At 51.4% G+C, this 24,974-nt stretch carries 20 protein-coding genes, 1 tRNA gene and 1 pseudogene; 4 read left to right on the forward strand and 18 right to left on the reverse strand.

Annotation, left to right across the window (positions count from 1 at the left end; genetic code table 11):
- On the forward strand, nt 1-897 hold the full coding sequence (locus H9S92_RS05260; protein ID WP_187465660.1) for an FKBP-type peptidyl-prolyl cis-trans isomerase: 897 nt from the start codon (nt 1-3) through the stop codon (nt 895-897).
- 162 nt (nt 898-1,059) lie between these two features.
- Here the strand turns inward: H9S92_RS05260 and H9S92_RS05265 are convergent, their stop codons facing one another.
- From H9S92_RS05265 to H9S92_RS05285, 5 genes are all read right to left on the reverse strand, one after another.
- Nucleotides 1,060-1,842 carry an enoyl-CoA hydratase/isomerase family protein gene (locus H9S92_RS05265; RefSeq protein WP_187465661.1) on the reverse strand — a complete coding sequence of 261 codons (783 nt, stop codon included), beginning with the start codon at nt 1,840-1,842 and terminating at the stop codon, nt 1,060-1,062.
- 237 nt (nt 1,843-2,079) lie between these two features.
- Nucleotides 2,080-2,997, reverse strand: coding sequence for a citrulline utilization hydrolase CtlX (gene ctlX / locus H9S92_RS05270; protein WP_187465662.1), 918 nt, complete (start codon nt 2,995-2,997; stop codon nt 2,080-2,082).
- A 176-nt stretch (nt 2,998-3,173) separates the two neighbouring features.
- Nucleotides 3,174-4,694, reverse strand: coding sequence for a GH3 family domain-containing protein (locus tag H9S92_RS05275; RefSeq protein WP_187465663.1), 1,521 nt, complete (start codon nt 4,692-4,694; stop codon nt 3,174-3,176).
- Nucleotides 4,695-4,826: 132 nt separating this feature from the next.
- Nucleotides 4,827-6,353, reverse strand: a complete 1,527-nt coding sequence (locus H9S92_RS05280; RefSeq protein WP_187465664.1) for a M20/M25/M40 family metallo-hydrolase — start codon at nt 6,351-6,353, stop codon at nt 4,827-4,829.
- A gap of 117 nt (nt 6,354-6,470) precedes the next feature.
- The gene (locus H9S92_RS05285) at nt 6,471-7,115 is read right to left on the reverse strand and encodes a hypothetical protein (protein ID WP_187465665.1); all 645 of its coding nucleotides are present in this window, start codon (nt 7,113-7,115) and stop codon (nt 6,471-6,473) included.
- A gap of 112 nt (nt 7,116-7,227) precedes the next feature.
- On the opposite strand from H9S92_RS05285, the gene H9S92_RS05290 reads away from it, so the two are divergent.
- The 3 genes and pseudogenes from H9S92_RS05290 to H9S92_RS05300 all read left to right on the forward strand — a co-directional run bounded on the left by H9S92_RS05290 (nt 7,228) and on the right by H9S92_RS05300 (nt 10,611).
- Nucleotides 7,228-8,214, forward strand: coding sequence for a sterol desaturase family protein (locus H9S92_RS05290; RefSeq protein WP_222935984.1), 987 nt, complete (start codon nt 7,228-7,230; stop codon nt 8,212-8,214).
- Nucleotides 8,215-8,448: 234 nt separating this feature from the next.
- Nucleotides 8,449-8,652: pseudogene (locus H9S92_RS22790) on the forward strand (DnaJ domain-containing protein); the annotation flags it as partial.
- A 1,494-nt stretch (nt 8,653-10,146) separates the two neighbouring features.
- Complete coding sequence (locus H9S92_RS05300) at nt 10,147-10,611, forward strand: hypothetical protein (protein WP_187465667.1); 465 nt, start codon at nt 10,147-10,149, stop codon at nt 10,609-10,611.
- Nucleotides 10,612-10,711: 100 nt separating this feature from the next.
- Here H9S92_RS05300 and H9S92_RS22795 read toward each other — a convergent pair whose 3' ends face one another.
- The 13 genes from H9S92_RS22795 to H9S92_RS05365 all read right to left on the reverse strand — a co-directional run bounded on the left by H9S92_RS22795 (nt 10,712) and on the right by H9S92_RS05365 (nt 24,703).
- Nucleotides 10,712-11,050, reverse strand: a complete 339-nt coding sequence (locus H9S92_RS22795) for a putative phage abortive infection protein (RefSeq protein ID WP_406612081.1) — start codon at nt 11,048-11,050, stop codon at nt 10,712-10,714.
- Between the two features lie 24 nt (nt 11,051-11,074).
- A complete protein-coding gene (locus H9S92_RS05310) occupies nt 11,075-11,683 on the reverse strand; it encodes a hypothetical protein (protein WP_187465669.1) in 609 nt (202 codons plus the stop codon).
- Between the two features lie 155 nt (nt 11,684-11,838).
- Nucleotides 11,839-12,759, reverse strand: a complete 921-nt coding sequence (locus H9S92_RS05315; protein WP_187465670.1) for a hypothetical protein — start codon at nt 12,757-12,759, stop codon at nt 11,839-11,841.
- Nucleotides 12,740-14,509 (reverse strand): ATP-binding protein, encoded by a 1,770-nt coding sequence (locus H9S92_RS05320; RefSeq protein ID WP_187465671.1) that lies wholly within the window; start codon nt 14,507-14,509, stop codon nt 12,740-12,742. Before H9S92_RS05320 ends, H9S92_RS05315 begins: the two co-directional genes overlap by 20 nt.
- A 2-nt stretch (nt 14,510-14,511) precedes the next feature.
- A complete protein-coding gene (locus H9S92_RS05325; RefSeq protein WP_187465672.1) occupies nt 14,512-15,780 on the reverse strand; it encodes a DNA double-strand break repair nuclease NurA in 1,269 nt (422 codons plus the stop codon).
- Nucleotides 15,781-16,093: 313 nt separating this feature from the next.
- Nucleotides 16,094-16,165, reverse strand: a tRNA-Arg gene (locus H9S92_RS05330).
- A 123-nt stretch (nt 16,166-16,288) separates the two neighbouring features.
- Entirely contained in the window at nt 16,289-16,855 is a 567-nt protein-coding gene (gene msrB / locus H9S92_RS05335; RefSeq protein WP_187465673.1) for a peptide-methionine (R)-S-oxide reductase MsrB, read from the reverse strand.
- 102 nt (nt 16,856-16,957) lie between these two features.
- On the reverse strand, nt 16,958-18,247 hold the full coding sequence (gene bioA / locus H9S92_RS05340; RefSeq protein ID WP_187465692.1) for an adenosylmethionine--8-amino-7-oxononanoate transaminase: 1,290 nt from the start codon (nt 18,245-18,247) through the stop codon (nt 16,958-16,960).
- Between the two features lie 168 nt (nt 18,248-18,415).
- On the reverse strand, nt 18,416-18,937 hold the full coding sequence (locus H9S92_RS05345; RefSeq protein ID WP_187465674.1) for a WG repeat-containing protein: 522 nt from the start codon (nt 18,935-18,937) through the stop codon (nt 18,416-18,418).
- A gap of 208 nt (nt 18,938-19,145) precedes the next feature.
- Nucleotides 19,146-20,318, reverse strand: coding sequence for a TlpA family protein disulfide reductase (locus H9S92_RS05350; protein ID WP_187465675.1), 1,173 nt, complete (start codon nt 20,316-20,318; stop codon nt 19,146-19,148).
- A 353-nt stretch (nt 20,319-20,671) separates the two neighbouring features.
- Entirely contained in the window at nt 20,672-22,615 is a 1,944-nt protein-coding gene (locus H9S92_RS05355) for a DUF4832 domain-containing protein (protein WP_187465676.1), read from the reverse strand.
- A gap of 186 nt (nt 22,616-22,801) precedes the next feature.
- A complete protein-coding gene (locus tag H9S92_RS05360) occupies nt 22,802-23,167 on the reverse strand; it encodes a DUF2237 family protein (RefSeq protein ID WP_187465677.1) in 366 nt (121 codons plus the stop codon).
- A 441-nt stretch (nt 23,168-23,608) separates the two neighbouring features.
- Entirely contained in the window at nt 23,609-24,703 is a 1,095-nt protein-coding gene (locus H9S92_RS05365; RefSeq protein ID WP_187465678.1) for an IS110 family RNA-guided transposase, read from the reverse strand.
- Between the last annotated feature and the right edge of the window lie 271 nt (nt 24,704-24,974).

Raw genomic sequence — 24,974 nt, forward strand, 5'->3', positions numbered from 1 at the left:
ATGCGTTCAATAGTATATGCGCTCTTAGCGTGTGGCATCCTTTTCGCCTGTGGCGGCAGCAGTGCCCAAATGGAAACCAGCCCGCTGGGCAACCGGTACCAGCTCTTTAAAGACGGCGGAAGCGGTGACCCCGTAGCCACTGGCGATTTCGTCTACTTCCACGCCGCCATGCGGACGGAGGGCGACAGCATCCTTTTCAGCACCCGCCAGGGTGGCGGTGAGCAGCCCGTAGTGCAGGCCGCCGACGAAGCCAATGACCAGATCGGCCCAGTAGAAGACGTCATCCGCTACATGCGCACCGGCGATAGCGCCGTCGTTCGCGTCAACATTGCGGAATTCCCCAACAAGCCCCCCGGACTGGAAAACGACACCGTAATCCTCTACAGCGTAGTGGTAACGGAGATCCTCTCCCAGGAAGAATTCGAAGCCCGCAGCGCAGCCGAAGAGGCCGCTAAGGAAGAAGTCCGCGCCGTCGTCCGCGCCCGCGAAGCGGAGCGTACCGAATTTGCCGCCGGCATCCTCAAGGCCTACAACGAAGGCACCCTCGAAAACGTCCAGACCACCCCCAGTGGCCTTAAGTACGTCATCCACGAAGAGGGTACCGGCGCCGAAGCTGAGCCTGGCAAGGGCGTAGTCGTTCAGTACATCGGTCAGCTCGTCAGCACCGGCGTTGTTTTCGACCAGTCTTTCGGCCGCGGCGAAGGCATCCCCTTCCAGCTCGGTACCGGCCGCGTCATTCCGGGATGGGACGAAGGCATTGACCTGCTCAAAGTGGGCAGCAAAGCGACCTTCTTCATTCCCGCCGAACTGGCCTACGGCGCCCAGGGCACCCCTGACGGCAGCATCCCCGGCGGCAGCGAACTGGCCTTCTACGTAGAACTGGAAAAGGTCGAGTAATCCCCTTTCCTCCTGAAACAGCAACGGCTGAGCGTCCTGGCGGATGCTCAGCCGTTGCTGTTTCGGGTAGTGGCTGGCCTTGCTCCTCCCCCTTTGGGGGTTGGGGGGCTAACGTTCCCGGCACCTGCGGCCGCGCCCACCGGAAACCTGGCCCCTGCGGACTTACTTACCCCGAAAGTTTGCGGCTCTCTTCTCCACGAATGCGGCGGCGCCTTCGGCGAAATCCTCCGTTCCCGAGGCACGTCCAAAGGCCTCAGCTTCCGCCGCGAAAGCGCTACCCGCGTAGTAGGCATTGATGGCCTTGATGGACTCTTCGATGGCCACGGGGCCTTTCGACCCAATGGTTTCCAGCAGTTCAATGGCTTTGGCGCGGGCTTCGGCGGCGGGCAGGACGTAATTGACCAGGCCCAGGCGGTGGGCTTCTGCGGCGTCGATCATGTTGCCCGTCAGGGTCAGCTCGATGGCCTTTCCCTTGCCGATGAGCTGGGTCAAGCGCTGGGTGCCCCCGTAGCCGGGGATGATGCCCAGGTTCACCTCCGGCTGCCCGAAGCGGGCGGTATCGGTGGCAATGCGCAGGTGGCAGGCCATCGCCAGCTCGCAACCGCCGCCGAGGGCGAAGCCATTAACCAGCGCGATGACCGGACGGTGGAAGCGCTCAATGGTGAAAAAGATGTTTTGTCCGCGGGTAGCCATCGCCTCGCCGCTGCCTTCGGCGGCCACGCCCAGAAATTCTTTGATGTCGGCACCGGCAACGAAAGCACGATCGCCCGCCCCCGTCAGCAATACCCCCTTGAGGTCTTTGCGCCCGGCGTAATCGTGGCCAAACAAGGCTTCGATTTCCCCCATCGTGGCTTGGTTGAGGGCATTGAGGGCCTGGGGACGGTTGATGGTGACGTAGAGGATGCCGTTGTTTTCTTCAACGAGGAGGTGCTGGTAGCTGGGCATGGCTGAATTTGGTTTTAATGGATGGAAAGCGTCTGATTTAAGGTCAGGCTGGGGGGGTACGCAACCTGGCTATTCGCTGGTTTTCAGGTTGTTAGTTCAGTAGTTTGTTAGTGGAACCATTCCCCACTACAGAACTACAGAACTAAAGAACTACAGTACTACAAAACTACCGCACTCCCTTCTAAAGGCTATTGAAGACCAATTGGTTTTGACTATTGCAAGGCCTCAACCTCACGTTTATTTCGGCTGGAGGAAAATCTCCGCAATCATACAACGGGCGCTGCCGCCCCCGTATTTCTCGATGACGTCGAGCGGAGCGTGAACGATGGGGGCACCGAGGGCCGCCACCTGCTCGGGTTCCAGCGCGTGGAATGCCTGGGATGACATCACCCAGGCGGGTCCAGCGGGGGTGGCTACCTCCAGGGCGTTGCCGCAGAAGTGCTCAATTTGCTCGTGGCTCAGGGGGATGATTTCCTTGCCCGTCATGGCCAGGCTTTCCACTACCTTGGCTTGCTCGGCGGGGTCGGTAATACAGTCGATGCCGAGCAGAGCGGCCGTATTGCCCACCGCCAGAATTACGTTGGTGTGGTAAATGGCCTGTCCGTGGCGGTCGTAGGCGTGAAAAGACAGCGGGCGGTAGTGCATCGCGTCGCACCAATCGTGCAGCGCCTGCGGGTGGGCCCGGTCGGAGAAACTGCAGTAGGCGATGCGGTTGGCGCGGTCGAGCACCAGACTGCCCGTCCCCTCCAGAATGAGCCCACTGTCTTCCCAGTGTTCCAAAGACAGGCTGCGGTCGATGAAATGGTCGGCGTCGAGCAGGTCAAGGACATCCTGGCGCCGTTCCAGCCGCCGCTTGGGGTAGTGCATCGGGTAGGTCACTACCAGCCCATCGTCGTGGGTGGTAAACCAGTTGTTCGGAAAAACCGAATCGGGGAGCACGGGGCTGGGCAGGTCCTCCACCACGGTAATGGTGAGACCCGCCTGCCGCAGCGTGGCCACGTAATGGTCAAATTCTTCGATGGCGGCGGCAACGATGGCCTCCTGGTCCCCGGGTTTGGGGATGGCCTGAAAGGCATTGTCGGCGTGACTGTTGCTGCCGATGGCGAAGTTCCGTGGCCGGATCATCAGCAGGTGGTGGGTAGTTTGGTTGGGCATGGGGACGAAGGTAGAATCTTGCGTCGGAGATTGCTAGCATTGGCCAGGGCAAAAGTTTTCCGGCGGACCGTCATCATCATTCGGGCGCGGACGCAGGTGCAGGGGAAGGGACAAGAAGCAAGGGCAAGACATCCCCCGCTCCCAAAGGCGTTCCTGGCACCTGCGGCAGCGCCCCATTACTCCCCTACCCTGGCCAGAATGTCTTCCAGGAAACGGCGGTGATTGGCCAGGCGGGGTACCTTGTGCTGCCCGCCCATTTTGTCGCGCGACTTCATCCAGGCGCGGAAAAAGCCCGCCGGCACGACCGTGAGCGCATGACGATCAATGGCAAAGTTATTGCTGCGCTTGGCGGCGTAGTTATAATTGGCGTTCTGCAAAGCTTCGTCCAGCAGGCGATTAAAGCGCTCCAGATCGGACGGAGCCTGCTCAAACTCAATCACCCAGTGGTGGCGGCCGCGACGGTCCAACGCCAAATACTCCGGGGCTACGGTGAACTCCCGCACCACTGCTCCGCCGTGCAGGCAGGCCTCCATCAGCGCCCCTTCCGCCTCCGAGCGGAGCAGGTCTTCACCGAAGGCGTTGACGTACTCCTGGGTCCGGCCCAGGATTTTGATGCGGTAGGGGTTGGTCTCCGTAAACTCGATCAAATCGCCCATGGGGTAGCGGTAGAGGCCCGCCAGGGTGGTGATGAGCATCACGTAAGTTTCCGAGGTATGGACGGCCTCCAAGGGGACGGCGTGCAGGTGGCCAGACTGGTAGTCTTGCCAACGGACAAATTCGTAGTAGGTGCCCGTATTGAGGAGCAGGAGCATGGTCCGTAAATCGTCGCGGTCCTGCACCCCGAAAAAGCCTTCGGTGGCATTGTAGATCTCCTGAAAGATGAAGTCTTCGCGCGGAAAAAGGCGCTGAAACTGTTCGCGGTAGGGCGTGAAATTCACGCCACCGTGCTTGAATATCCGTGCTTCCGGCCAGATTTCCAGTAGGTTGCTGGCACCGGTAATTTCCAGGATGCGGCGGTAGAGCGGTAAGTTCCAGGTAGGTACGCCGCCCAGGGTGGTAATGCCCCTTTCCCGGGCCGCCAGCTGGGCGATTTTCTCGATTTTTTCCTCGTAATTCACCGCCGTGGCCAGGTCGACGTCGGGGATGTAAAACGAGCGCATGATGCGGGGGATGGACTGAATGATGATGGCCGAGATATCCCCCTGTGGCAGGCCGGCCACCGGGTGCAAGCCCTTGAAAGCGCCACCAATGAGCAGGTTTTTGGAGCTGAAAACCTGGGCGTCTTCGTCTTTCTCGTACACGCAGGCCAGGCTCATCCAGCTGCCCTTCAGGTGAATGTCGCTGATGGCATTGTTGGAGATGGGCAGGTATTTCGTCGCGCCGGTGGTGCCACTGGTGGTGGCGATCCAGTCGGGGTCTTCCTCACTGAGAATGCGTCGCTCGCCGTTGATGATGCGGTTGAGGTAGGGCAGGTGCGCTTCGTAGGGGTGTACGGGTACGCGCTCTGCGTATTCCTGGGGTGCCTTGACGAGGCTGTGGAAGTTGTACTCCCGGCCAAAGGCGGTATTCCTGTTGGTAAGCAGGATGTGGGCCAGCAACTCCCGTTGAAAGGTGATGGGGTCGTCGTAATGCTGGTGCAGCTCGCGGCGGTAGCGACTGATGTAGGTGCGAAACAGCGTATTGACGACTTTCAGCATAGAAGATAAGCTAAAGGTAGCTCGGGGCAGCTTGGGTATGTTTTTGCCCCCTTTGATTTGTTAGGTAAAACCGGAACGCACGGGGGAAAGTTGATTTTTGCTTTTTCTCTTCCCGGGGCCCGGATGACTACTTCAATTTACGGGCTCGGTGAGGATGCCCAGGCAGGTACGGATGCCCTCCAGGAAGTTGCCCAGGCGGAGGTTTTCGTTCGGCGCGTGGATGTTGTTATCGGGGTTGGGGATGCGGACTGAAACGGCGGGCAATCCGAGGGCCTGGATGAAGGGTGCAATGGGCTGGGAGCCACCCGTGGTGCGCATCAGGACGGGCTCCGCGCCGAAGGTCCGTACCGACGCCGCGCGCAGCCAGTTGCCGATGGGGCTGGCCAGCTCCGTGCGGTAGGCGGCGTAGGAGACCTTACCATTGAACTGGGCCAGCTTATCGTACTGGTGCCGGTCGGCGAGCGTGGGTTCGTCGGTCAGCAGGTGGTAGCCCTGCTCGCGGATATAGGCTTCGAGGAGCCCCAGGAGCCGTGCGCCGTCGGATTCGGGCACGAGGCGGATGTCGAACATGGCAATGGCTTCGTCGGGGATGATCGTCCGGGCGGCGTTGCCGACGTAGGCGGCCCGGAGTCCGCGGACGTTGAGGGTAGGATACTGAAGGCTTTCCTGGTAGGTTTCCCCCACCCTTTCCGGCCGGGCAATGCCCACCGCCCGGGCGATGCTATCGGCGTTTTCCGGGACGGCATTGAGGAGGGCTTTGTCGGCTTCGCTAAGGGTGATGCCGTCATACCAGCCGGGGATGAGGACGCGCCCATCGTCGTCTTTCATCCCGGCGATGAGTTTGCTGAGGCGGAAGACGGGGTTGGGGACGAAGTTGCCGTACTGCCCGCTGTGCATAGGCTGGGCCGGGCCGAAGACGCGGAGGTTGGCCGTAGCGATGCCGCGGGCGCCGAAGGTCAGGGTGGGCAGATTGGAGACGTGGCGGGTGCCATCCATCACCACGAGGTAGGCCGCGGCCAGCAGGTCCGGGTACTCCGCCACGAGGGAGGGCAGTTCGGGGCTGCTGATTTCTTCCTGTAAATCGCCGATGATCCTGACGTTGAAGCGGGGTGTTTCGCCGGCGGCCAACAGGACATCGAGGGCGTGCAAAAGGGCCAGCGCCGGCCCCTTAGAATCGGAAGTACTGCGCCCGAAGAGCCGCCACTCGGGGGCGTAGCCGGTGGCGAGGTGGCTCCAGTCGAGGGTGGTCCAGCTGCCGTCGGGTCCGGGCGCTTTCAGGGTGACTTGGAAGGGATCGGCCTGGTCCCAGGCCTGTGGGTCGGCGGGCTGCCCGTCGAGCTGGCAGTAGAACAGGACGGTGGGTGCGCCGGGGTGGTAGACCTGCTCGGCGAAGACGAAAGGGATGGAATTAACGACCAGGGTCTGGGCGCGCAGCTGGCGGCGTTCGAGGGCGTTGACGAACCAGGCCCCGTTGGCAGCGCGTTGTTCGGCGATCTTGCCGTCATTGGGCAGGGCCACGAATTCGCGGAGTTCCGCCAGGGCCAGGGCCAATTGTTGCTGGCTGGCCGTTTCGATGGCGGCGGCCGTCCAGCGCTGGCCGGGCAAGGCGGGGTGCAGGGTCAAAACGGTGGCCAGCAGAAGCAAATAGCGGTGCAGCATGGTCGGTTGCCGAAGCAATGAGGGAGGGTAAACGGGGGAAAGTTAAAGCAATCCCGAAGACCACAAAAAAGGAAACGTTCGGGCGGGGTAAGTAGCTGCTTGGTGACTTTCTTGACCTTACTCTTCCAAGGTGATGGCGAGGAGGAAATTGACGATTTCCCCGCCGTCCTTGTGCCATTCGCGGCGGTAGTCCACCGCTACTTTGTCCCCATCTTTCCACCTGCGTTCGCGCAAAATGGCACCGTTGACGATGAAGCGTAAGAGGTGGCCGTCTTCCAACCGCAGTTGCAGGCGATCGGCGGTGGGCCGGCCGGTGATGCTGCCCCGGGCCCGCCAGGTGTCGGGCACCTCGCCGACGGTAAAGTCCGGAACGGGCGGTGGCGGCATTTTGTCGCTGCGGTAGCGCGGGGGTGCGATCTTGACGGGGGGGATGTCGGACCAGCGCAAATCCCGCTCGGCCGGGGTCACGCTGAGGGTTTGCAGGAGGGGGCATTGGACGACGAGGACGTCGATGAGCAGCTCCAGAAATTGCTCGCGCTCGTCGGAAATGGAAAGGTCGAGCCCCAGTTCGGTAGCGATGCGTTGCTGGTTGGTTTGTAAGAGGCGGTCCTGGCAGCGCAAGGAACGGCGCAGGGGTTGCTCCTTGCCGATCTCCTCCATGCAGGCGCAAAACTCGCTGGCCAGGCTGCGGAGGGTTGCGCTCTGCCCCTGGAGGGCGGCGGCGCAACTGAGCAAGAAAAGCAAAACGGCGAAACGGTGCACAGTGGGGAAGCTGGGTTGAAGAAAAAACCGAAGGTAGTGCCTAGGCCTAACTTTAGCTAGTTGACTGGTGTGCGATTTCCCCCGAAATTAGTCGGCAAATGCGCAGTTGGCGATGGACATTGAACTGACCGACCCCCTGGTTTGGGGCTTCCCCTGTTTTTTGGCCCTGATGTTGGGCGAGATGGCGTACGTGCACGGCCACGATCCGGCGCCGGCGCCGGCGGCGCGCTACGCCTGGCGCGATTGGCTGGCGAGTTGCACCCTCGGCCTGGGGGCCGCCGCGATTACTGCCGCCCTGCACTTTGCCTCCGCGGCGGTGCTGCTTTACTGGGTGTACGACCTTTGCAATCCGGCGACCGCGGCGGGCGAGCGGATGAACTGGCTGGGTTACCCCGCGCTGGGCTGGGCCTGGTACACCTGGCTGCTTTGCCAGCTGGGCGACGACTTCAGCTACTACTGGCGGCACCGCTTTAACCACACGATTCGCTTCATGTGGGCGGCGCATTTGGTACACCATTCCTCCACGCAGTACAATTTCGGGACGGGCTTCCGCAATGGCTGGTTTACGGTGGTGTACAAACCCTTTTATTACCTCTGGCTGCCGGCCATCGGCTTTCATCCGGCGATGGTGCTGGTCTGCCTGGGCATCGAATCCATATGGCTTTTCCAGCTCCACACCACCTACGCGCCGAGCTGGGGTTTTCTGGAGCGCATCGTCAATACCCACCGGCAGCACCAGGTCCACCACGCCTCCAACCTCGAATACCTGGATAAAAACCACGGCGGCATCCTCAACATTTTTGACCGCCTGTTCGGCACCTGGCAGCCTTACGACGAGAACATCCCGATCCAGTTCGGCCTGGTGCACGGGCCGGAGACGCAGCATCCGCTGCGGCTCGTCGCCTTTGAATACCAGAACATTTGGCGGGACCTGCGCGGCGCGCGGAATTGGCGGGAGGCGTGGCAGTACGTTTTTGGGGAGCCGGGGTGGTCGCCGGATGGGCGGACGTTGACGGTTCGGGAGATGCGGGGGAGGGAGCGTGCGGTAAAGGCAGGTGGGCGGAAACGGCGGGCGGGAATTTGGCTGGGTGGGCAGTAGATTTGAGGTGGTCGGCTTTCTTGTTTGGGAAATGGGAGTATATTGCGGGGGGCTTTGCCTTGTGCTGTTGATCTTTTGTTTAGAAGAAATCGCCACCTGGCACTTGAAGTAGCAGCGTGACAGACCATTTGGCCGATTCAAATGACAGATCCAACGGTTGACGATTTACCCAATCATGCTGGCAGTCAAAAAACAACCAGATACTTCACATTTAAAGCAAGTAGCGTTTAAAAAATGAAAGATTATTATTACATTCTTGGGGTGACATTCGATGCTACAGCTGTAGAAATAAAGAAAGCGTACAGAAAGTTATCACTAAAATTTCATCCAGACCAAAACGATTCAGATCAATTTTTCGAAGATAGATTTAAAGACATACTTGAAGCTTACGAAACTTTATCAAATCCCTCAAAAAGAGCCTCATATGACATTGGCTATGCTAGTTTCTTTTCTAAGAAAAAGAGCAAAAGAGAGGAATGTCCCCCGCCTAAAATCCTTAGATTTGAATCAAATGTCACGACTTGCACTATCGATGACATAGTACGGATAGATTGGGAGACGAAAGACGCAACTGACATATCACTGATAAATATTAAAAATAATCTCCCTGCTAAAGGGCATGAAATTATTAAGATTTCAGATCTATTACTAGACGGAAAAGTTGTCATAGAACTTTTGGCTGTCAATAAAAATGGTGAGGGCACAAACTCAAACGTTATTATCCACGTAAATAAAGACAGGAGTGTTGGAGGCAATAATCCCCGTTCTTATAATTTAATCAACCTCATACAGCGAAATGGGATTTTAATATTCGCCACCTATATTTTAATTGTCTTAGGAGTAATACTCTTTCTCCAAAAAGATAAATTATACCAGTACTATTATAGTGAACCTGACGGAGATACGAATCCAATAGAGACAATTGCAGAAAATCCCACCACCAATGATAACACTTACGATCCATTCAAGGATGTAAAACCGTGCGTTTTAACGTCAACTAATCTGGAGGTAAGCATGCAAACCATTTATATACCTTCTGATGAAAATAGCAGGCATAGAATTAGAGTTACAAATAAAAAAAATCAAAAAATTGATGAATTTTATTCAGATAGCAATAGTTCGAGCACATATAGAGATTGGGAGGAAAAAATAGAGTTTAATTGCCATATGATAAAACAAAATATCATTATAGAAGATTTTAATTTCGACAACTTAGACGACATCGCGGTCATTAATCGCATGGCCTTAGGAAATCGAGTGTTTCATTTTTATCTGCAAGACGCTAATTTTAATTTTAATAGAGACAAGTATTTGTCTGATGAAATTATGTTTGCTGATGCATTTGACAAAGCTGGAAAACGGTTTCTCCTACAGAATACCGTCAATTGGGGAACAATATTGGTGACTTCCACATACGAATTTAACGATTACTTAAAGATATGGGAGCATGCTGGCACTGTAGAAACCGAGTTCTAAATATATTTCGAGCATTTTTATTGAAGTAAAATTATTGTGTGGATTTTCTTGTAAAAAAAGGCATGCTGGGACGGTCTCCAGTTCATCGACCTGACTGCTGAAGATACTATCGCTGTCCTCGACGAGCTGAGCCTGCGCACCGGTGTGCCCGGGCACCAAGTGGAACAGGTCGCCTTCCGATCCTTTCGCGTGGCTGGCGGGACTTAACGCTTGGTCCGCCATAACCTTGCGGAGATCCAGGACATCCGCGAAGAAGCCCGCCTCATCGATTGGTTGAAAGGAATGTAGGGGCTGAAGCCACTAATCTTACGGCATAACTTACTGATTAACACGTCTTTATAAATTTATATTCTTCTGACATGATGTGGGTGGTTTTTAAAAAAAATGTGTATCTTGGCCAAGACATTACCGTAGATTTACACCTTTTCAAAGCTTAAAACAGCAAAACTATATCTAATGAGAAACATTGTGATGAATGCTATCCAAAAAATAGTTCTTAACAAGCCGACTGAAAAAGTCGGAAAGATGTTTGATTGCTATTTCCCAGACTCTGAGAAGGTTTCGTTCGACGACGAAATGTGGGATTCTTATTCCAATTGGCTGTTTGAACATTATTGTAACCTCAAAAGTCAAAACGACACTCATAAAATTGTTAAGAGAATAGATACCATTGTTAAAAACGACCTCCACCATCGCGCTGTAAAGAAGAGGAATTCAGGCAAAGCAAGCAAGAAAAATAAATCTTCAAAAAATGGAAATAATAATTCAGGAAGGCCCATTATTTCTTTAAATCCTTTAGGAGATAATTACATTTATTCCAACTTTAAACGTTCATGCTATCCTTACGAAACTATCGTAACAGATAAATTGTATAATGAATTTGCAATACGCAACAGTATAAGAACTGTTCGAAAAAAATAAAGAACAAAATTTTATCTTAAAAAGAAAAGATACGATTAAGACCGGATCGTAATCGTAGATCAAGAGGTATAAAAGTAAACTTTCTATACTTACAGCTTGCTTACACTAACTTGAAAAGTTTCTCCTTGAAGAGTTTAGCTTCAGTCCTAAGAAAAGGAAAAATCACGCTGGGATAAAGGATTTGATGGGTTGGGTCGAAAAGGTCTGTTTCTGAAATATTCAATACCATACTGTACTTATTGAAATAGGAGTATAAGCCATTCGTCTCATCCTCTCTGGAGCGGTAGGAAGCAAGGGCGGTATAAAATAAAAAAATTAATTCCTGAGGAGATAATTGATTTCTAAGAATTATTAAATACTCGTTTTCATCCTCATAATATTGCCTACTTGCTACAATAGTCTGTGTAATACTTTCAAAAAATCTCAAATAATGGCCCACTTTAGAATCATTATCCTTTAGAAATTATTTTATAAAACCGGCCAATTTTCCCCTAAAGACCTGCACATCGGAAAGTAAAATAGATTCATCTAAATTAGCTGTTTTAATGAATACCTCTTTTGTGACAACATCAAGGGAAAAATGTGATTTCAAAAAAATGGAATGATTCAACACTTTGTTAAGGTAGCTAAAAAATTCATCCCCCTTAAGGCTTGTAGGAATACCTGACTGATTTACTGACTGGATGGATAATTCACTTCTGATAGTACGAAGTATAGCAAGCATGTTAAAAAAACTAGACTCAAATTGTTGTTTAGTTACCGCATCACGGGTGGCTTTGAACTCGTCTGCCTGCATCCTGAGTGTTATAAATAATAAGAGCACACCCGAAATTGTCCAAAATATACCAATGAATCCACCTATGAAGTCACCAATTGGACCAGCCTTGACCAAGTCAATTCGCCCAGAAAAATTGACATCCCCAGCATTAAACAAAAAAATGAGCGAAAATGCCAAGCAGGCTAATCCTAAAAATGACGAAATAATGGCAGAACATCTTAAAAAACGATAACCAAATTTTGACGGGTAAACCAACTTCAGGCTTTCTTTCAAACGAATGAGTATGTTTCTCATAACATGCGATTATTTTAGGTACTAAAAGAATGAATATGTATCACATTTACCCAAATTATTTGGAAGACATTAATCTCATTCTCAACTTTTATGTTAGAAATCACAAATAGCTAAAATGATAAATTAGTTCTCAAAAGCAAGGACCGGAGGAATTGTCAAACCATTAATGAATTCAAGCAGTCAGAAGTAGCCTGTGGCTTAGTAATTTTGTATAAGCGCCTCAACAGTCCCTGCCCCTTTTTCCCTAACCAGGTTTCATCTATCAATTCGGCCCATGCTGAATCACTGGTTTCATTATGAGAGCGGAGTGTTGATAGCTTAACTGCTCTATCTAACTCTTTCTTCAAGTCTTCGACGCTTAACCCCACTGAAGACTCCTGTATGTTTCTTGAAACTAATACTCTCCGTAAAACATCGTCCCGACCAAACCTCACTGAATGAAATTCACCATGAGTAATCAACAAGTATTTTGGCTTTGTCAATGCTACTAATATAGGCAGTAAAGGAAGAGTAGATCCACAGGTGTCTAAATCCAATACATCAACTTTAAAGCCATGATATTTCAATTCAACAGCTGCGTCTAGTGCATCCCCCTCATAAAAAACTATTTCTTTTCCGCTGATTGAGTTAAACTGAGTCCACTTATTTGATTTCTTTCCAATCGAAAAGCCCGAATTAAAAACCTCACTCGTAAACTGCCCAAGCTTCCCGTCAAGCTTATCACTAGCAAAAATCTTTGATGCGTACTCGCTCCAAATCACTGTTTGGTGACCCGCACCGGCGTACGCCTCGAATACCGTTTTTGGTAAAATTAGCTCTGCACATTTACGGGTAAAATCTTGTTTCTTGTCTCTATATGTTGAGCCAAACAGATCGTGCTTGATCCTAAATTTTCGGACCTTACTTCTAATGGAAGGCTTAGACCGGTATGGAAATAGCTCTTGCAAAGTATTAATGTCAAATGACTCATAACGAAGATTCGTCAACAAAACAGACTCTTCGTCACGTGTCCAAGATCTGGAATTACCGGTATTCCGTCGCCTTTCAAACATTGCTTTATCGTTTTTTCGCTGCATCGATAACTTTATCCCAAAATTTAGTCATGGGCTCGTGGGGCAATGGTGGAGCCCAACTGTGAACTCGAACCCAATCAGGAGTGCCATTGAAAGGGCTGCTTATCCAAAATTGCCCATGACCGAAGCGGTTTGCAATCATGGCTAAATCATCCCCCATATTAACAACCGATGCATTTTTCGGATTAATCTTCATCACAATTTTGGTGGGGCATTGCTCTGGAACGATAGGGTGCAAATCCTTAGGGTTCTGAGTAGACAATACTAGATTTATTCCAAATTTCCTTCCTTCCCTTGCTAACCTCTCAAAATTTACTCTGAGGCGCTCAAATGTTCCAATCGATCCACTTCCTGAAGGTTTGGCAGGAATAATTTGGTGAGCTTCATCAAAAAATACAAAAGCTTTCCAGGATTCTTTCTTATTATCATAAAGCCATTTTACAAGCTGCATTTCCCACATAACCCTTTCGTCGTGATCCAATTCATCTAAGTAAAGGATAGTAGTCCCATCAAAGTCGAAAAAATCCATAGGATTACTAGAATCGTTCAATGATTTTTGGTGAAAATCGAAATATTCACGCAACGAGTGCAAAGCTCTCAAACCTGCCTGAAAGGTTGAACGATAATATGATGTACCAGCATGACTTGCAATTTGATTCTCTCGAGATAAACCCAATGCATGGTTTAAAGCTCCTTTTAGCTTAGCTAAAGTTGGAACCCCATTATTGTTGCGAATAAATTCAGCTTCATCATCAAGTAGCATAGCTACCTGGTCGGAACTTGACCTAAATAAATACTCAACATCTGAGGGAGAAGTAAGATCTTGCAACCGTAAGCCTACCTCCCGAACTTGTACTCCGTTCCGAGAAGCGAGTTCTTTTAATGCGATGACGTTTGGAGAACTGCCTTTAAGTTTAGCAGGTATAATTAGTTGAAACTTTCCTAAAGTCTCGTAAATGGATTTAGGCGAATCATATTCTACATTCTTTTGCCAATCCCTCGCTTTCAACGGCTCAGCTATATTCGGCAACAATAACTGAATAATGTCCCCCTGCACATCGGTAAGAATAATCCTGTTTTCTGTATCCTGTCTCCTTAGTTCATAAGCAAGGTTTTTTAAAAAAACTGTCTTACCTGAACCACTTTCTCCAACAATAAACATATGCTTATTGTCTAGGTTTTCAACATCCCACCTGTATGTGAGAAAGTTCCCATTTGACTCGTAAGGCTTATTTCCGAAACCCACATTTCCTAAACCTAAGCCACTAGGCTTTATTTCGAGAATTTGTTGAAGTGAAGGAGCATCTGTTACCCCAGGCAATAAGTCGGGAAAGAACATTCTGCTTCTTGCTGAAGGAGGACGTTGTACTGCACTTATGACATAGCCACTATCGGCAAAGGCATCCACCCGCATTTCGCGCTCTAATCTGATCCTAATTATCATTGGCTGATGCGTATGAGGCCCCGTTATTTCTTCTAGCAATAGAGAAGGATCCTCTTTATCAGGCTCAATATATAATAGGTTTTCTCTTTCTGGAGAAAAGGGCGTTAAAGATCGTAGCCCCACGACTTGGCCAGCGAGGTAATAGGGTCCAGCATTGTTTTTATCTACAACCAAAACCGTCCCTCCCAAAGCTAAATCAGGCATTAATTCTGGGTCTTGAATGATGAACTCAGCGAATGCTCCTCTTTCATCAACGGTAAAAGGAGTAGAAACATCTGCGTAAGGCCTGGCAAATTGTCTTTCTTTCATCTTTAATAATCTTCTGGGAAATGTAAGTTATTTTTGTGTAAATGTGAAATTGTTTGTCTCTCAAGTATTGTTTTTTCATGCTGCAACTGGCATCTTTCGTCTGCTGCAACTTGAACAAGGGGAGCTTTGTGACCAAGTTCGTGCTGCCAACATACCACTGAAATGGCCTTTTCAACCTGTTCAGCGTTTTTGTCGTACATAAATTTAGGTATTTCTAATCTTATATACGTGTGTGGCCTATGCCTACTTAAGTAGTAACAAGATAAAGGCATCAATCTAGGCTCATCTTCAACAATTGCCTTCCTGCTAACTGGCAGGGCCTCCATTAATGGGGTTCTGTAGCCAGGCTTTAGAATTCTCGGCAAAATAATTGAATCAGTTGATACTAATCTTAGCGTTTGGTCATTAATATTCTGATCCTTAAACCAGAAGTCTCTTAAAGGAATATTTTTTTGAAGTGCTTCAACAAGTAAACTAGAATCTTTGACTCTTTTAGAAACCGCAATAAGAACATGATGATTCCAGGCAAAGATTGGATAAAGTCCATCCAACGTATCTCGTGGGCTTACACTTGTTGAAAATAGAGGACCATCTTTTATACAAACAGTTGGAACGTCAGTAGGAACCTTTTTGAGACATTCAAGTTCCAAGCCTTGCTGTAATTTCACCGCCCAACCAATAGCGTGAGAACTAGGGCTTTTATCAATTTTAGTAGGATCATGTTTTACCAAAAAAGGTAAACTTCTGTCTTTAGCTAATGGCGCTAGAATATTCGCCCTTCCATGATTATCGGTCTTTAAGGATTGAGTAAAAAGATTTAATCTATCGCTAAAGACATTCCCGTCAACCCATAAAATGGCACTGGCATCAAGAGTTTGATTATAAAAATAAGGTTTAAGATCTACTGTAGAATATCGAAATTCAACAATGGAAGCTCTCGCCAGAATAAAATAGAACGTAGCCCTTTCAACCCTTTGGCTGCTTCCATCAATCCCGCATACATTAAGATTCTCTAGGTCTTGAATTTTAGGAAATTCAACTGGCTTGGGCTGGGGATCTTCAATAATTTTGATATGCGAATAAGAATAACCGGTAGCTTGTAGATCTTCGCCATACACTGTTTGTTGGATCGCTTTCAGCTCCTCAACCGATAAAGTCGCCAATTCCTCCTGAGGCCCAGTTGGTGGAGAACGTTTATAGACTTCGCCGTCTACAAAACACTCCATAACCCGGTCAAAAGTTTGAACTACATTTCTTTCGATTATTTTCATGAAGACTAATAATTTTTAAGGGTTAAAGTATTTTCACCTACCTATCGTTTCATCAAAGAGTGTCAGATAGCTAAGCAATTGGATCAGATTTCTAAAGTAACAGCGACCAAGTAATGGCTGGGTTATTTAAGCCCCCCCTACTCTATTCCCCACTCCCGAGCCATCTCCGAGTCTCCCCCCTTCAACTCCCACGCCAGCAAAGAACAGCCCCTAAAAGTAACCCTTTCCCCCCAATCACCAAGCATTACGAAAAAAAAGCCTCCAACGATGGCAAAAGCCACCGCCCACCAACAAAAAATCCTCACATTTCTAGTGCCCCCAGCAAGACTCGAACTTGCATTTTCAGTTTAGGAAACCAACGTTCTATCCCTTGAACTATGGGGGCGCAAACACGGCGCGCAGGGCCACACCCCTGAGCGGTGTACACCCAGCCTTCCGCGCTTTCGGGCCACAAAGATAATCCCCCCGCCCAATATCTACCAAGCGGAGGATGGGCAAAGGTTTTGCTTTACTTCAAGTCCGCCTGCGGGACAAAATTGAGGCTCACCCCATTGATGCAGTAGCGCAAACCGGTGGGGTCCGGACCATCGGGAAAAACGTGGCCCTGGTGCCCATCGCAGCGGGCGCAGGACACTTCCACGCGGCGCATGCCGTAGCGAAAATCTTCGTCTTCCTTGATGTAGGCGGGGTCAATCGGCTCGTAAAAACTGGGCCAACCGGTGCCGGAATTGAACTTGGTGCTCGAAGCAAACAGCGGCAATCCGCAGGCCGCGCAGGCGAACACGCCGGGGCGCTTTTCGTCGTTGAGCGGACTGGTGAACGAGCGCTCGGTGCCGTCTTCGCGTAGCACTTCGTAGGCCTGGGGCGAGAGAATTTCCCGCCAGTAGGCTTCCGTGGTGTCGATGGGTTCCACCACGCCGGGGGTGGCGGGCGGCGCGTAGCGGTAGCTCAGGGCCTGGCTTTCCACCGTGGTGGTTGTGGTGGTGTCCGCCTCGCCGTTGGCGACCTTGGTTTGGGAATTACAGGCGGTGGTGAGGAGCAGCAGCAGGGGCAAAACCAGCGAAAGAGCACGCATATCAGAAAGGTTATTTGGCAGACAAACAAAGCAAACCCGCCGTGGGGTTCACGGCATAGCCCGGCGCGGGCGCGAAAAGGGCAAAATAGTAGCGTGGCGACACTATTGGAACAGCTCCGGTCGGCCGCAGGCGGCCAGGATGGCGGCGCAGAGTTGCTCCAGTTCCGCGTCGCTCGTCACGTACGGCGGCATCAGGTAAATCAGGCGGCCGAAGGGGCGAATCCACACGCCTTGCTGCACGAAAAAAGCCTGCATTTTGGCCATATTTACCGGGCGGCGCGTTTCCACCACGCCAATGGCCCCGAGTACGCGCACGTCTTGCACGAGGGGCATTTGGGCGCCGGAGCGCAGGTGCAGGGCAAGTCCCTCCGAAAGCCGGGTAAGGTCCTCCCGCCAGCCCCGTTGCAGCAGCAGGTCGATGCTCGTTGCGGCAACGTGACAGGCCAGCGGATTGGCCATAAAGGTCGGGCCGTGCATCATCACCCCGGCCTCGCCCCGCCCGATGGTGTCGGCCACATCGCTGGTGCATAGGGTGGCCGCCAGGGTGAGGTAGCCCCCCGTCAGGGCCTTCCCAAGACAGAGGATATCCGGCGTAATGCCCGCGTGTTCGGCGGCGAAGAGGGGGCCCGTCCGACCAAAGCCCGTCGCAATTTCATCGAAAATCAGCAGCAGGCCGTGCTCGCGACACAGCTGCTGCACCACCCGCAAGTAGCCCGGCGCGTAGAAGTACATCCCTCCGGCCCCCTGCACCACCGGCTCACAGATGAAGGCCGCCGCCGAGGGGGCGTGGACGGCAAAGAAGGCCGCAAGTCGGCGCACGTAGTCGGCATCCAGCTCCGCCGCGAAGCCCGCCGGGGGCCGTGACATGAAGTGGTGCACCGGCAAAAAGCCCGCAAAAAGGCTGTGCATCCCCGTTTCCGGATCGCAAACGGACATCGGCCCCGTCGTATCCCCGTGGTAACCGCCCCGGAAGGTGAGGAATTTGCCCCGCCCCACCCCACCCTGGGCATGTTGGTACTGCACGGCCATCTTCATGGCCACCTCGACGCTGACGGAACCGGAGTCGGCCAAAAAGACCTTGTCCAAACCCTCCGGCGTAATGGCCACCAGGCGCTGCCCGAGGGCGACGGCCGGCGCGTGGGTAATGCCGCCGAACATGACGTGCGACATCCGCGCGCTCTGCTCCGCCAAGGCCGCGTTGAGCTCCGGCACGTTGTAGCCGTGGATGGCGCACCACCAGGAGGCCATGCCGTCGATCAGCTCCCGACCGTCCGTCAGGCGCAGGCGGGCACCTGTGGCGGAGGCCACCGGGTACACCGGCAGTGGCTCCGTCAGCGAAGTGTAGGGATGCCAGAGGTGCTGGCGATCGAAGGCGAGTTCTTCCGGGCTGATGGGGATTGGCTTTGGTTGGGGAGGCAAAGGTCGGCGTTTTGCCGGGAACGTGGAAGGCTTGGCCCTTGACTTGCCTTGCTCCTAGTCCTGTCTCCCTACTTTGCTCCTTGTCTTGTCTCCCCCCTTCGGGGGGTCGGGGGGGAGCACCTGCGGCCGCGCCCAAAACTACTATTCCACCCGCTTTCCGTCTCTTCCGATTTGGTACCAGCCATCACTGACCCAGGAGGAATGTTCGCCGATGATTTCGGTTTCACAATTGTCGGCAACCTTGGCGAAATCCCCTTCAAAAGGATAGGCGCAGGCGAAATTGGGCGCAATCACTATTTCCCCACTGGGGTTTGCGTACCCTATTTTTCCGTCCTTAATGATTCGGAAAAGTCCACTGGCTACGTAGTCGGGGCCGTTGTCGTAGCGGAATACTTCGAATAATTCGGTTCCATTTTGGTTAATACCCAGAATTTTGCCGGATTCGTCCTCCATCACCATCCCGAAATCGCGGATGGTGTCGGTGTAAGCGTAAAAATACTTGCCGCTGGGAATGATGGTGTCTCCGCTGGCGTTCAGGTAACCCGAAGGAGCGCCCATTTCGTCGAACTCCCCCTCGTAAAACTTGACCAGATAGCCGTCCGCTGGCGAGGAACAAGCAAACGCCAGGAAGGTGGCGACAACGCCTGAAGTGAATATTTTCATAAGGTAATGCGACTTTGGGGCCTACCCACCAACGCCAAACGCGCTGGGCGGCGAAAGCGAAGGTGGAGGGTGGCGAAAGCTACCGCTATTTGCTGGTGTGAGCAAATTTTGGGTCAAAACCAGGGCCGTTGCCCGTTGGTAGCGTGGCACCGATACGGGTGAGCTGGGCGGTAGATCAGGAAAAGAAGCGCAATAAAGAGACGCAGATTTACAGGCTCAACAGACGCTTTAGGTCTTCAATGGACGGGTTGATTGCTTCTACTGTCCCATCCCGGTTAATCAATACTTGTCCCCCACCCCCGTAGTCAAATCCATAGCGAGACCATAAAGACTGGTGATCAGATACTTCGGAATAATTTTTCCAAGGGTACTTGAAGTTTTCAGCGGCATCTTTATATTTCTCCTCATTCTCAATACCACCAATGATTCCAATAACCTCCATACCGTTCTCCTTCATCCACTGGTAATTAGATTCTAACAATCTGCTTTTCTTTATACAGGGACTGCACCAAGGCGACCACATATCAATTATCGTGTATTTATGCTGTGGTATAATTTTTGACAGTCGCAAACTGTCGGATTCAGGAAGCAACAAGAAAAAATCTGAGAATGGCTTACCAATTAATGCATTATTGGCAGATCTTAAGCTATTCTTTATCTGCAAGAGTAAATCCGCGTCAGTTGACTTAGCTTTCAAATACTCATACTGCCTTGCAAAATCTTCTTGAAGTAATCTATTTTCTTTGTGGCTCCTCACATTGTCATACAGAACTGCCATCTCAATCTCAGTAGGGTATTCCTTTACAAAGTAAAATTCCCACAGCACCAATTCGCGGTTTAGACTATCCCTTTTATATCGCGCCTGAACTTCTGGCAGCCCACTCGCCTGCTCCATCGCAGACATGAATACTGGCATCCACGTGCTTTCTCTAATCTTTACAAAGTGCCGCCAAAGTGTAGTGTATTCGCTACCCTCTACCAAACTGCTCTCCCGATTGTCCCTATCGTACAGGTCAAAACGGATGTTTTCTTCGTCCGCAAAGAACAAGAATTCCCTCCAGAGATTCATTTTAAATTCGCTTAAATATATCAGCTCATAACGCGCTGAAGTCTCTTCATTAAATGTATAATGGAAAGTAGAATCTTCGTTAACTGGAATTTTGACGCCGTTATAGCGTAAATCTTCGTAAGGCTTGATCAAAACGAGCGTATCCGGTGCCGTAAAGGATTTACCACTGATGCTTACCATCCGGTTTGCTTGGGCCAGGGCGACCGTGCTGCTGGCCACGGTCAGCAGCAGTAACCCCACAAGCCGAAGCAGGTGAGGTGCCGCCCAGTTGGATAAGGGAGAATTGTTAGAAAGAATTGAAAAGGTCTTCATGATGTCTTCTGTTAATTGTAAGTTAAGTGTATATTTTAATAGGCCTGAGACAATTCTCTGCCTTTGCATATGTGACTTGTTGCCCTACTTCCTCCCATTTGGTCAGCCTGACAACTTATTGCGTAGGGGTAGTCAATCCCTTCATTCGATAAATAGTCTCATATTCTATTCTTGGGACTGCTTTTCAAGCCGCGTGCTCATCAATTCAAGAAGGAGACTGGGGCCGATGCCCTGGTGATACGCCACCTAAAGATATGCCCTGTCTTTTGTATATCCAAATCCTAACGATCCGTAAGTAGGCCAAACGAGCAGGTCGCGTATAATAGCCGTCACCCCTTTATCCAAAGTATATCCTACTGCTTAACCAAGCGCGTCCACAATACCCGCTCTCCCGCCTGCACCGCCACGGTGTATACTCCTGCTGCCAAGCCCGACACGTCTACCCGGAAGGGGTGCTGCAATGCGGGAGACAGCGACCGGACAATGCTGCCCTTTTGGTCCAGAACGAACAAGCGTTGGGGGCTTCCAGCTTCGGCTACGGGTAGACTTACTTCCAACCAATCCGCACAGGGATTAGGGAAAAGGTGCAACACCAATTCATTGTCCTCGGCAATAGGCACCGCTACAATGCCTGAAAGCTGGGCATTTCCATCGGTGTCGATCTGCCGTAGGCGATAATACTGCAAACCGGGTTGTGGGTAATGGTCCCAAAAAGCATACTTCTTCACCTCCTGGGAATCGCCAGCCCCCTTTACCGACCCGATGGCCGCCCAGCGGGTGGCGTCCGAGGAACGTTCGATTACGAACAGGTCACTGTTCCGCTCAGAAGTAGTCTGCCATTGTAATGCCACCGAAGGCGCTACGTAGCGCGCGGAAAACTGGGATAATTCAACCGGCAAAGCAGCATCCAAAACAATGGTTTGCAACAGATCATTGTACCCGGTGGACGCCTCCCAGGTACCCGTATTGGCAAAGCGGATGCTGTAATCGCTCACCCCGCGCAGCGCAGGGGATTGATCCGGCATCCAGAGGTACAACTGGAAGGTTCCCGTTAAACCCGGCGCAATGTTCTGGTTGATGGAAACGGCCGATTCCCAGGTCCGAACATCGCTGATAAGCAAGTAGGTGCTGATGGAATTATCCGCTGTATTCTTCATCACCAAATACACCGGACGCTGCTTAAATATCTGGGCAAACCCGACATTGCTCATACTCAGGCTCAGCTCAAAACTGTCGCCGTTGGAGCTCAGCGTCGAGGAATTCAGCACGAAGCGGTAACCTAAGTTCCTGAGTATTTCCTGGTACTGGGCGGTGCTAATCTGCCCCCAAAAATCGGGGTGGTAATCCCGGTTTAAGGTAGACCAGTTGGTGAGGCCCATTTCATTGATCGCGTTGGCCCCCGTGGTTCTGCTACCTCCATCGCATGGGTTTAACCCGTTGGTTTCGCCGCTCATTGGCAGGTACTTTGTCTCATTGGACAAATAGTTGTAAGCAGCCGTACCCACCGGATTGATGCATTCCGCGCCAACCCCGTAGGTGCCCTGGTCACCCCAGTTGTTCAAAAAGGCATCATTAAAGAACCCGATTCGGGCAGAGGGCGTATTCTGGTAGGCCGTTGCGGCCGTCAAGGGCGTAGTACCGTATAAAGTCGTCTTGATGCCTACGTAACGTACCTGGAGCGGGATTTCCGCCGGAGTTGCGGCCAGCATGGCATCCACCACTTCCTTGCGGTTGGCCCATTGGGTGGCAGAAATGCTGCCTTCATCGCCGAATTCCGTGGAATTGGTGTAATACCACTCGCCCCAAGTGCCAATGAAACCCGCCTGGTGCGAAAGAATTACGTCGCTATTGGCTTGTAAAACAGGTTCCAGTTGGTCGATATGCCGTAGAATCTGGGCTTTGCTGGCTTGTTGGGCTCCACTGCCTTGAGCGTTGGAATACGAGAACCGAACGATCGTTTTAAAGCCAGCACTTCTGATGTTGGCAAAATCCGTTTGAATATTTGCCAGGTAGGTAGCGTTAATGTCGGACGCCAAGAAATCCTCCAGCAAAAAGTAACGGAAAACGACGGTCACCCTGTCCGTACTACCCTTCCACCCGTTCAAAGTCGCCACCGAAAGGTTGTTGGCCCCGACGGTCGTTGCATAATTGCTTCCGGTGATGGAGTACTTCTGCAGGCCACGCTCTGGATTAGCGAATACTTCCGACGTTGGGGTATAATTGACCGTTTGCCCCGTTACATGGGTCAGCAGGGCAAGCATCGCCAACAAGGAAAAAATGGATTTCGTAGGTAGCATAAATTTTAGGTTGATTTGGCTTTGGTATTGTATGGAGCGCCATCGAATGCCCTGCTGTGGTACAACGAAAACTTGGACGGCTCAGGTTGCTGCCTGAGGCTAACCTGCTGGTTTAGGTTTAGTTGGTGGGGCCGTTTTTCAAGTTGATAAAACTCAGCGAGGAAAGAAAGTTAAGCATATTCCACTCTAAACACGGTCTTTTTCGGCATGGCTGATGAGGTCATTGATGTCAATGTATGCCAATGCCCGCTCATCCGTTGCCTCTAGCACCACTTTCGGCGCAACGCCAGCTTCAAAAGCTTCTTTCCACCTCAGGGCGCATAAACACCATTTATCACCTGGCTGTAGTCCAGGGAAGGCATATTCGGGCCGAGGAGTGATCAAGTCATTCCCTTTGCTTTTCGAATAATTTAAAAATTCCTCCGTGACAACGGCGCACACTACATGCTTTTCGTTGTCTTCTTGGTTCGTCCTGCAAAATCCGTCCCTGTAAAATCCGGTTAAGGGGTTGGTACAGCAGGGCTTTAAAGTTTCTCCAAAGATGTTTTTCATGTCAATTATTTAAGGGTGATTTTTGAACAGAAATTACTGGCCCTTTAGATTGTCTGTGCCTCAGCCAAGTTTGGGGATTGTCGACTAACCATCAAGGGGCTGGCCAAAATTAAGCTCTTTCCTGCGGTGTATCACTAGTGATGTCACTCCCTGACGTAAGAAGAGAGCTGGGCAAGTTCACTATCCTTGCTCGACTTTAGCCCTTTCGAATGGCTACAATGGGTAAGCTCCGGTACAAGTGGAGGATGCATTCAACGATGAGTCGAGGGGATCGAGAGACCGGACGCCCGCAGTTCCACCCATGTCCTTCCGCTGCGCTCCAGGATATGGATAGAGGCAACGGGGGCCTACATAAAAATTAATAATTAGTGTTTTATGGTAGTTGCGATTGAGGACCCCGTAGGTGCTATGTTAAAAACCAAGCTTTTTTGAAAGTTTTTGCTAGTTTTGAGGTTCAAGGACGGGCTGTTTTCTCGGCTCAGTCACCGTAGGCGAGCTCGATGGCTCGCCTACCCTTTTACCCGCCCGGTTCCGGTGGGTATCCTCGCAGTATGGCTGCCCTGACTTCACCACTCCAAACGCTACCTTAAGTACCTGACGTACTGTTGCGGTGCGTGCCTGTTTTTTGGCCATTCCCTTGTCGATTGCCCTGCGGTAGGTCTCTCCGAACACGCTATCGTGATTACCGACCGCCGCCAGGCCCATGTAAGGTGCCGAACGGATTCTAGCGTTGCCTCGGCCCGAGATCCTCGTCTTGCCCCGAACCGAACTCCCAGACTGGTTTTCGATGATATCTAGACCGGCATACTTAATGAGTTGTTCGCGGTTCTCAAAGAGCGCGAATCCGTCCGTTTCGGCCAAGAGCGTATAGGCCGTGACGGAACCCACAAAGGGGATGGAGCACAGTAGCGCGTGGTTGATTTGCAGCGCTTCGTCCCCATCCCGCAACTCGTCCATTTCTCCTTCGATTTGGTCGATCTGGCGGGTGAAAAATTTGATCTGTTCTTTGAGTCGCTTGACCGTGTCCAGGCGCGGGCATTTGCTACTGGTCAGTGCGTGTAGGCGATTTCTAGCCTGGGTAAGGATACCCATAAGTGACTGACGCTCACGGGATAGCTCGCGCAATTCGCGCATCAACGGACTCATTGGTTGCCACGCCTTGGGATTGTACATGGCCCCGTAAGTGGCGATAATGCGCGCATCCAAGGGGTCATTCTTGGAGTATTCGTTAAGGCTACGGGCGAAGTTCTTGATCTTGTTGGGCAGCACCACACTCAGGCGGTATTGAGCATTGAACAGAACGTAAGCCAGGTCCTCGTAGTAGCGTCCAGTGGCTTCCATCACCACGTGCACTAAGGACCGATCAGGGGCGTTTTTACCCACCCATTTGACGAACTGGGTGTGCCCCCCACGAGTGTTATTGAAGCTCCGTTTAGTGACGATTTCCGAAGTGCGGTTAGCGTACACTTTCTGGATTACGGCCTCGAAAGTCTCGCAGGCGATGTCAGCTCCAATACTGTAGGCTATGAGTTGCATAAAAGAAGATTGAGGAAGTGAAAAAATGATCGAAGAACTTCCGTCGTCCAGCCTTGTAATCTTTACAGTTCCTAGTGGCAAAAGCAGCTACTGGATTAAGTGCTATCGTGACTCTAAAAGCCTTCTAACCGAAGCGTACAACCTACGGGAGTAACTGATCTGTAAAGACCGTCTTAGCGTCCGATGAACTGCATTCGGCTAGAAGTAAAGTAGTTATTTTTGCTTAGAGCGACCAAGCGATAACGACCCTACTGCAAACGTACAAGCGTCC

Origin of the sequence: Neolewinella lacunae (assembly GCF_014349155.1) — a bacterium.
In the GTDB taxonomy this organism is placed as follows: Bacteria; Bacteroidota; Bacteroidia; order Chitinophagales; family Saprospiraceae; genus Neolewinella; species Neolewinella lacunae.

Coding starts and splice junctions, on each gene's coding strand:
- H9S92_RS05260 (WP_187465660.1), top strand. CDS start 1: ATGCGTTCAATAGTATATGCGCTCTTAGCGTGTGGCATCCTTTTCGCC.
- H9S92_RS05265 (WP_187465661.1), bottom strand. CDS start 1,842: ATGCCCAGCTACCAGCACCTCCTCGTTGAAGAAAACAACGGCATCCTC.
- ctlX (WP_187465662.1), bottom strand. CDS start 2,997: ATGCCCAACCAAACTACCCACCACCTGCTGATGATCCGGCCACGGAAC.
- H9S92_RS05275 (WP_187465663.1), bottom strand. CDS start 4,694: ATGCTGAAAGTCGTCAATACGCTGTTTCGCACCTACATCAGTCGCTAC.
- H9S92_RS05280 (WP_187465664.1), bottom strand. CDS start 6,353: ATGCTGCACCGCTATTTGCTTCTGCTGGCCACCGTTTTGACCCTGCAC.
- H9S92_RS05290 (WP_222935984.1), top strand. CDS start 7,228: ATGGACATTGAACTGACCGACCCCCTGGTTTGGGGCTTCCCCTGTTTT.
- H9S92_RS05300 (WP_187465667.1), top strand. CDS start 10,147: ATGAGAAACATTGTGATGAATGCTATCCAAAAAATAGTTCTTAACAAG.
- H9S92_RS05310 (WP_187465669.1), bottom strand. CDS start 11,683: ATGAGAAACATACTCATTCGTTTGAAAGAAAGCCTGAAGTTGGTTTAC.
- H9S92_RS05315 (WP_187465670.1), bottom strand. CDS start 12,759: ATGCAGCGAAAAAACGATAAAGCAATGTTTGAAAGGCGACGGAATACC.
- H9S92_RS05320 (WP_187465671.1), bottom strand. CDS start 14,509: ATGAAAGAAAGACAATTTGCCAGGCCTTACGCAGATGTTTCTACTCCT.
- H9S92_RS05325 (WP_187465672.1), bottom strand. CDS start 15,780: ATGAAAATAATCGAAAGAAATGTAGTTCAAACTTTTGACCGGGTTATG.
- msrB (WP_187465673.1), bottom strand. CDS start 16,855: ATGCGTGCTCTTTCGCTGGTTTTGCCCCTGCTGCTGCTCCTCACCACC.
- H9S92_RS05345 (WP_187465674.1), bottom strand. CDS start 18,937: ATGAAAATATTCACTTCAGGCGTTGTCGCCACCTTCCTGGCGTTTGCT.
- H9S92_RS05350 (WP_187465675.1), bottom strand. CDS start 20,318: ATGAAGACCTTTTCAATTCTTTCTAACAATTCTCCCTTATCCAACTGG.
- H9S92_RS05355 (WP_187465676.1), bottom strand. CDS start 22,615: ATGCTACCTACGAAATCCATTTTTTCCTTGTTGGCGATGCTTGCCCTG.
- H9S92_RS05360 (WP_187465677.1), bottom strand. CDS start 23,167: ATGAAAAACATCTTTGGAGAAACTTTAAAGCCCTGCTGTACCAACCCC.
- H9S92_RS05365 (WP_187465678.1), bottom strand. CDS start 24,703: ATGCAACTCATAGCCTACAGTATTGGAGCTGACATCGCCTGCGAGACT.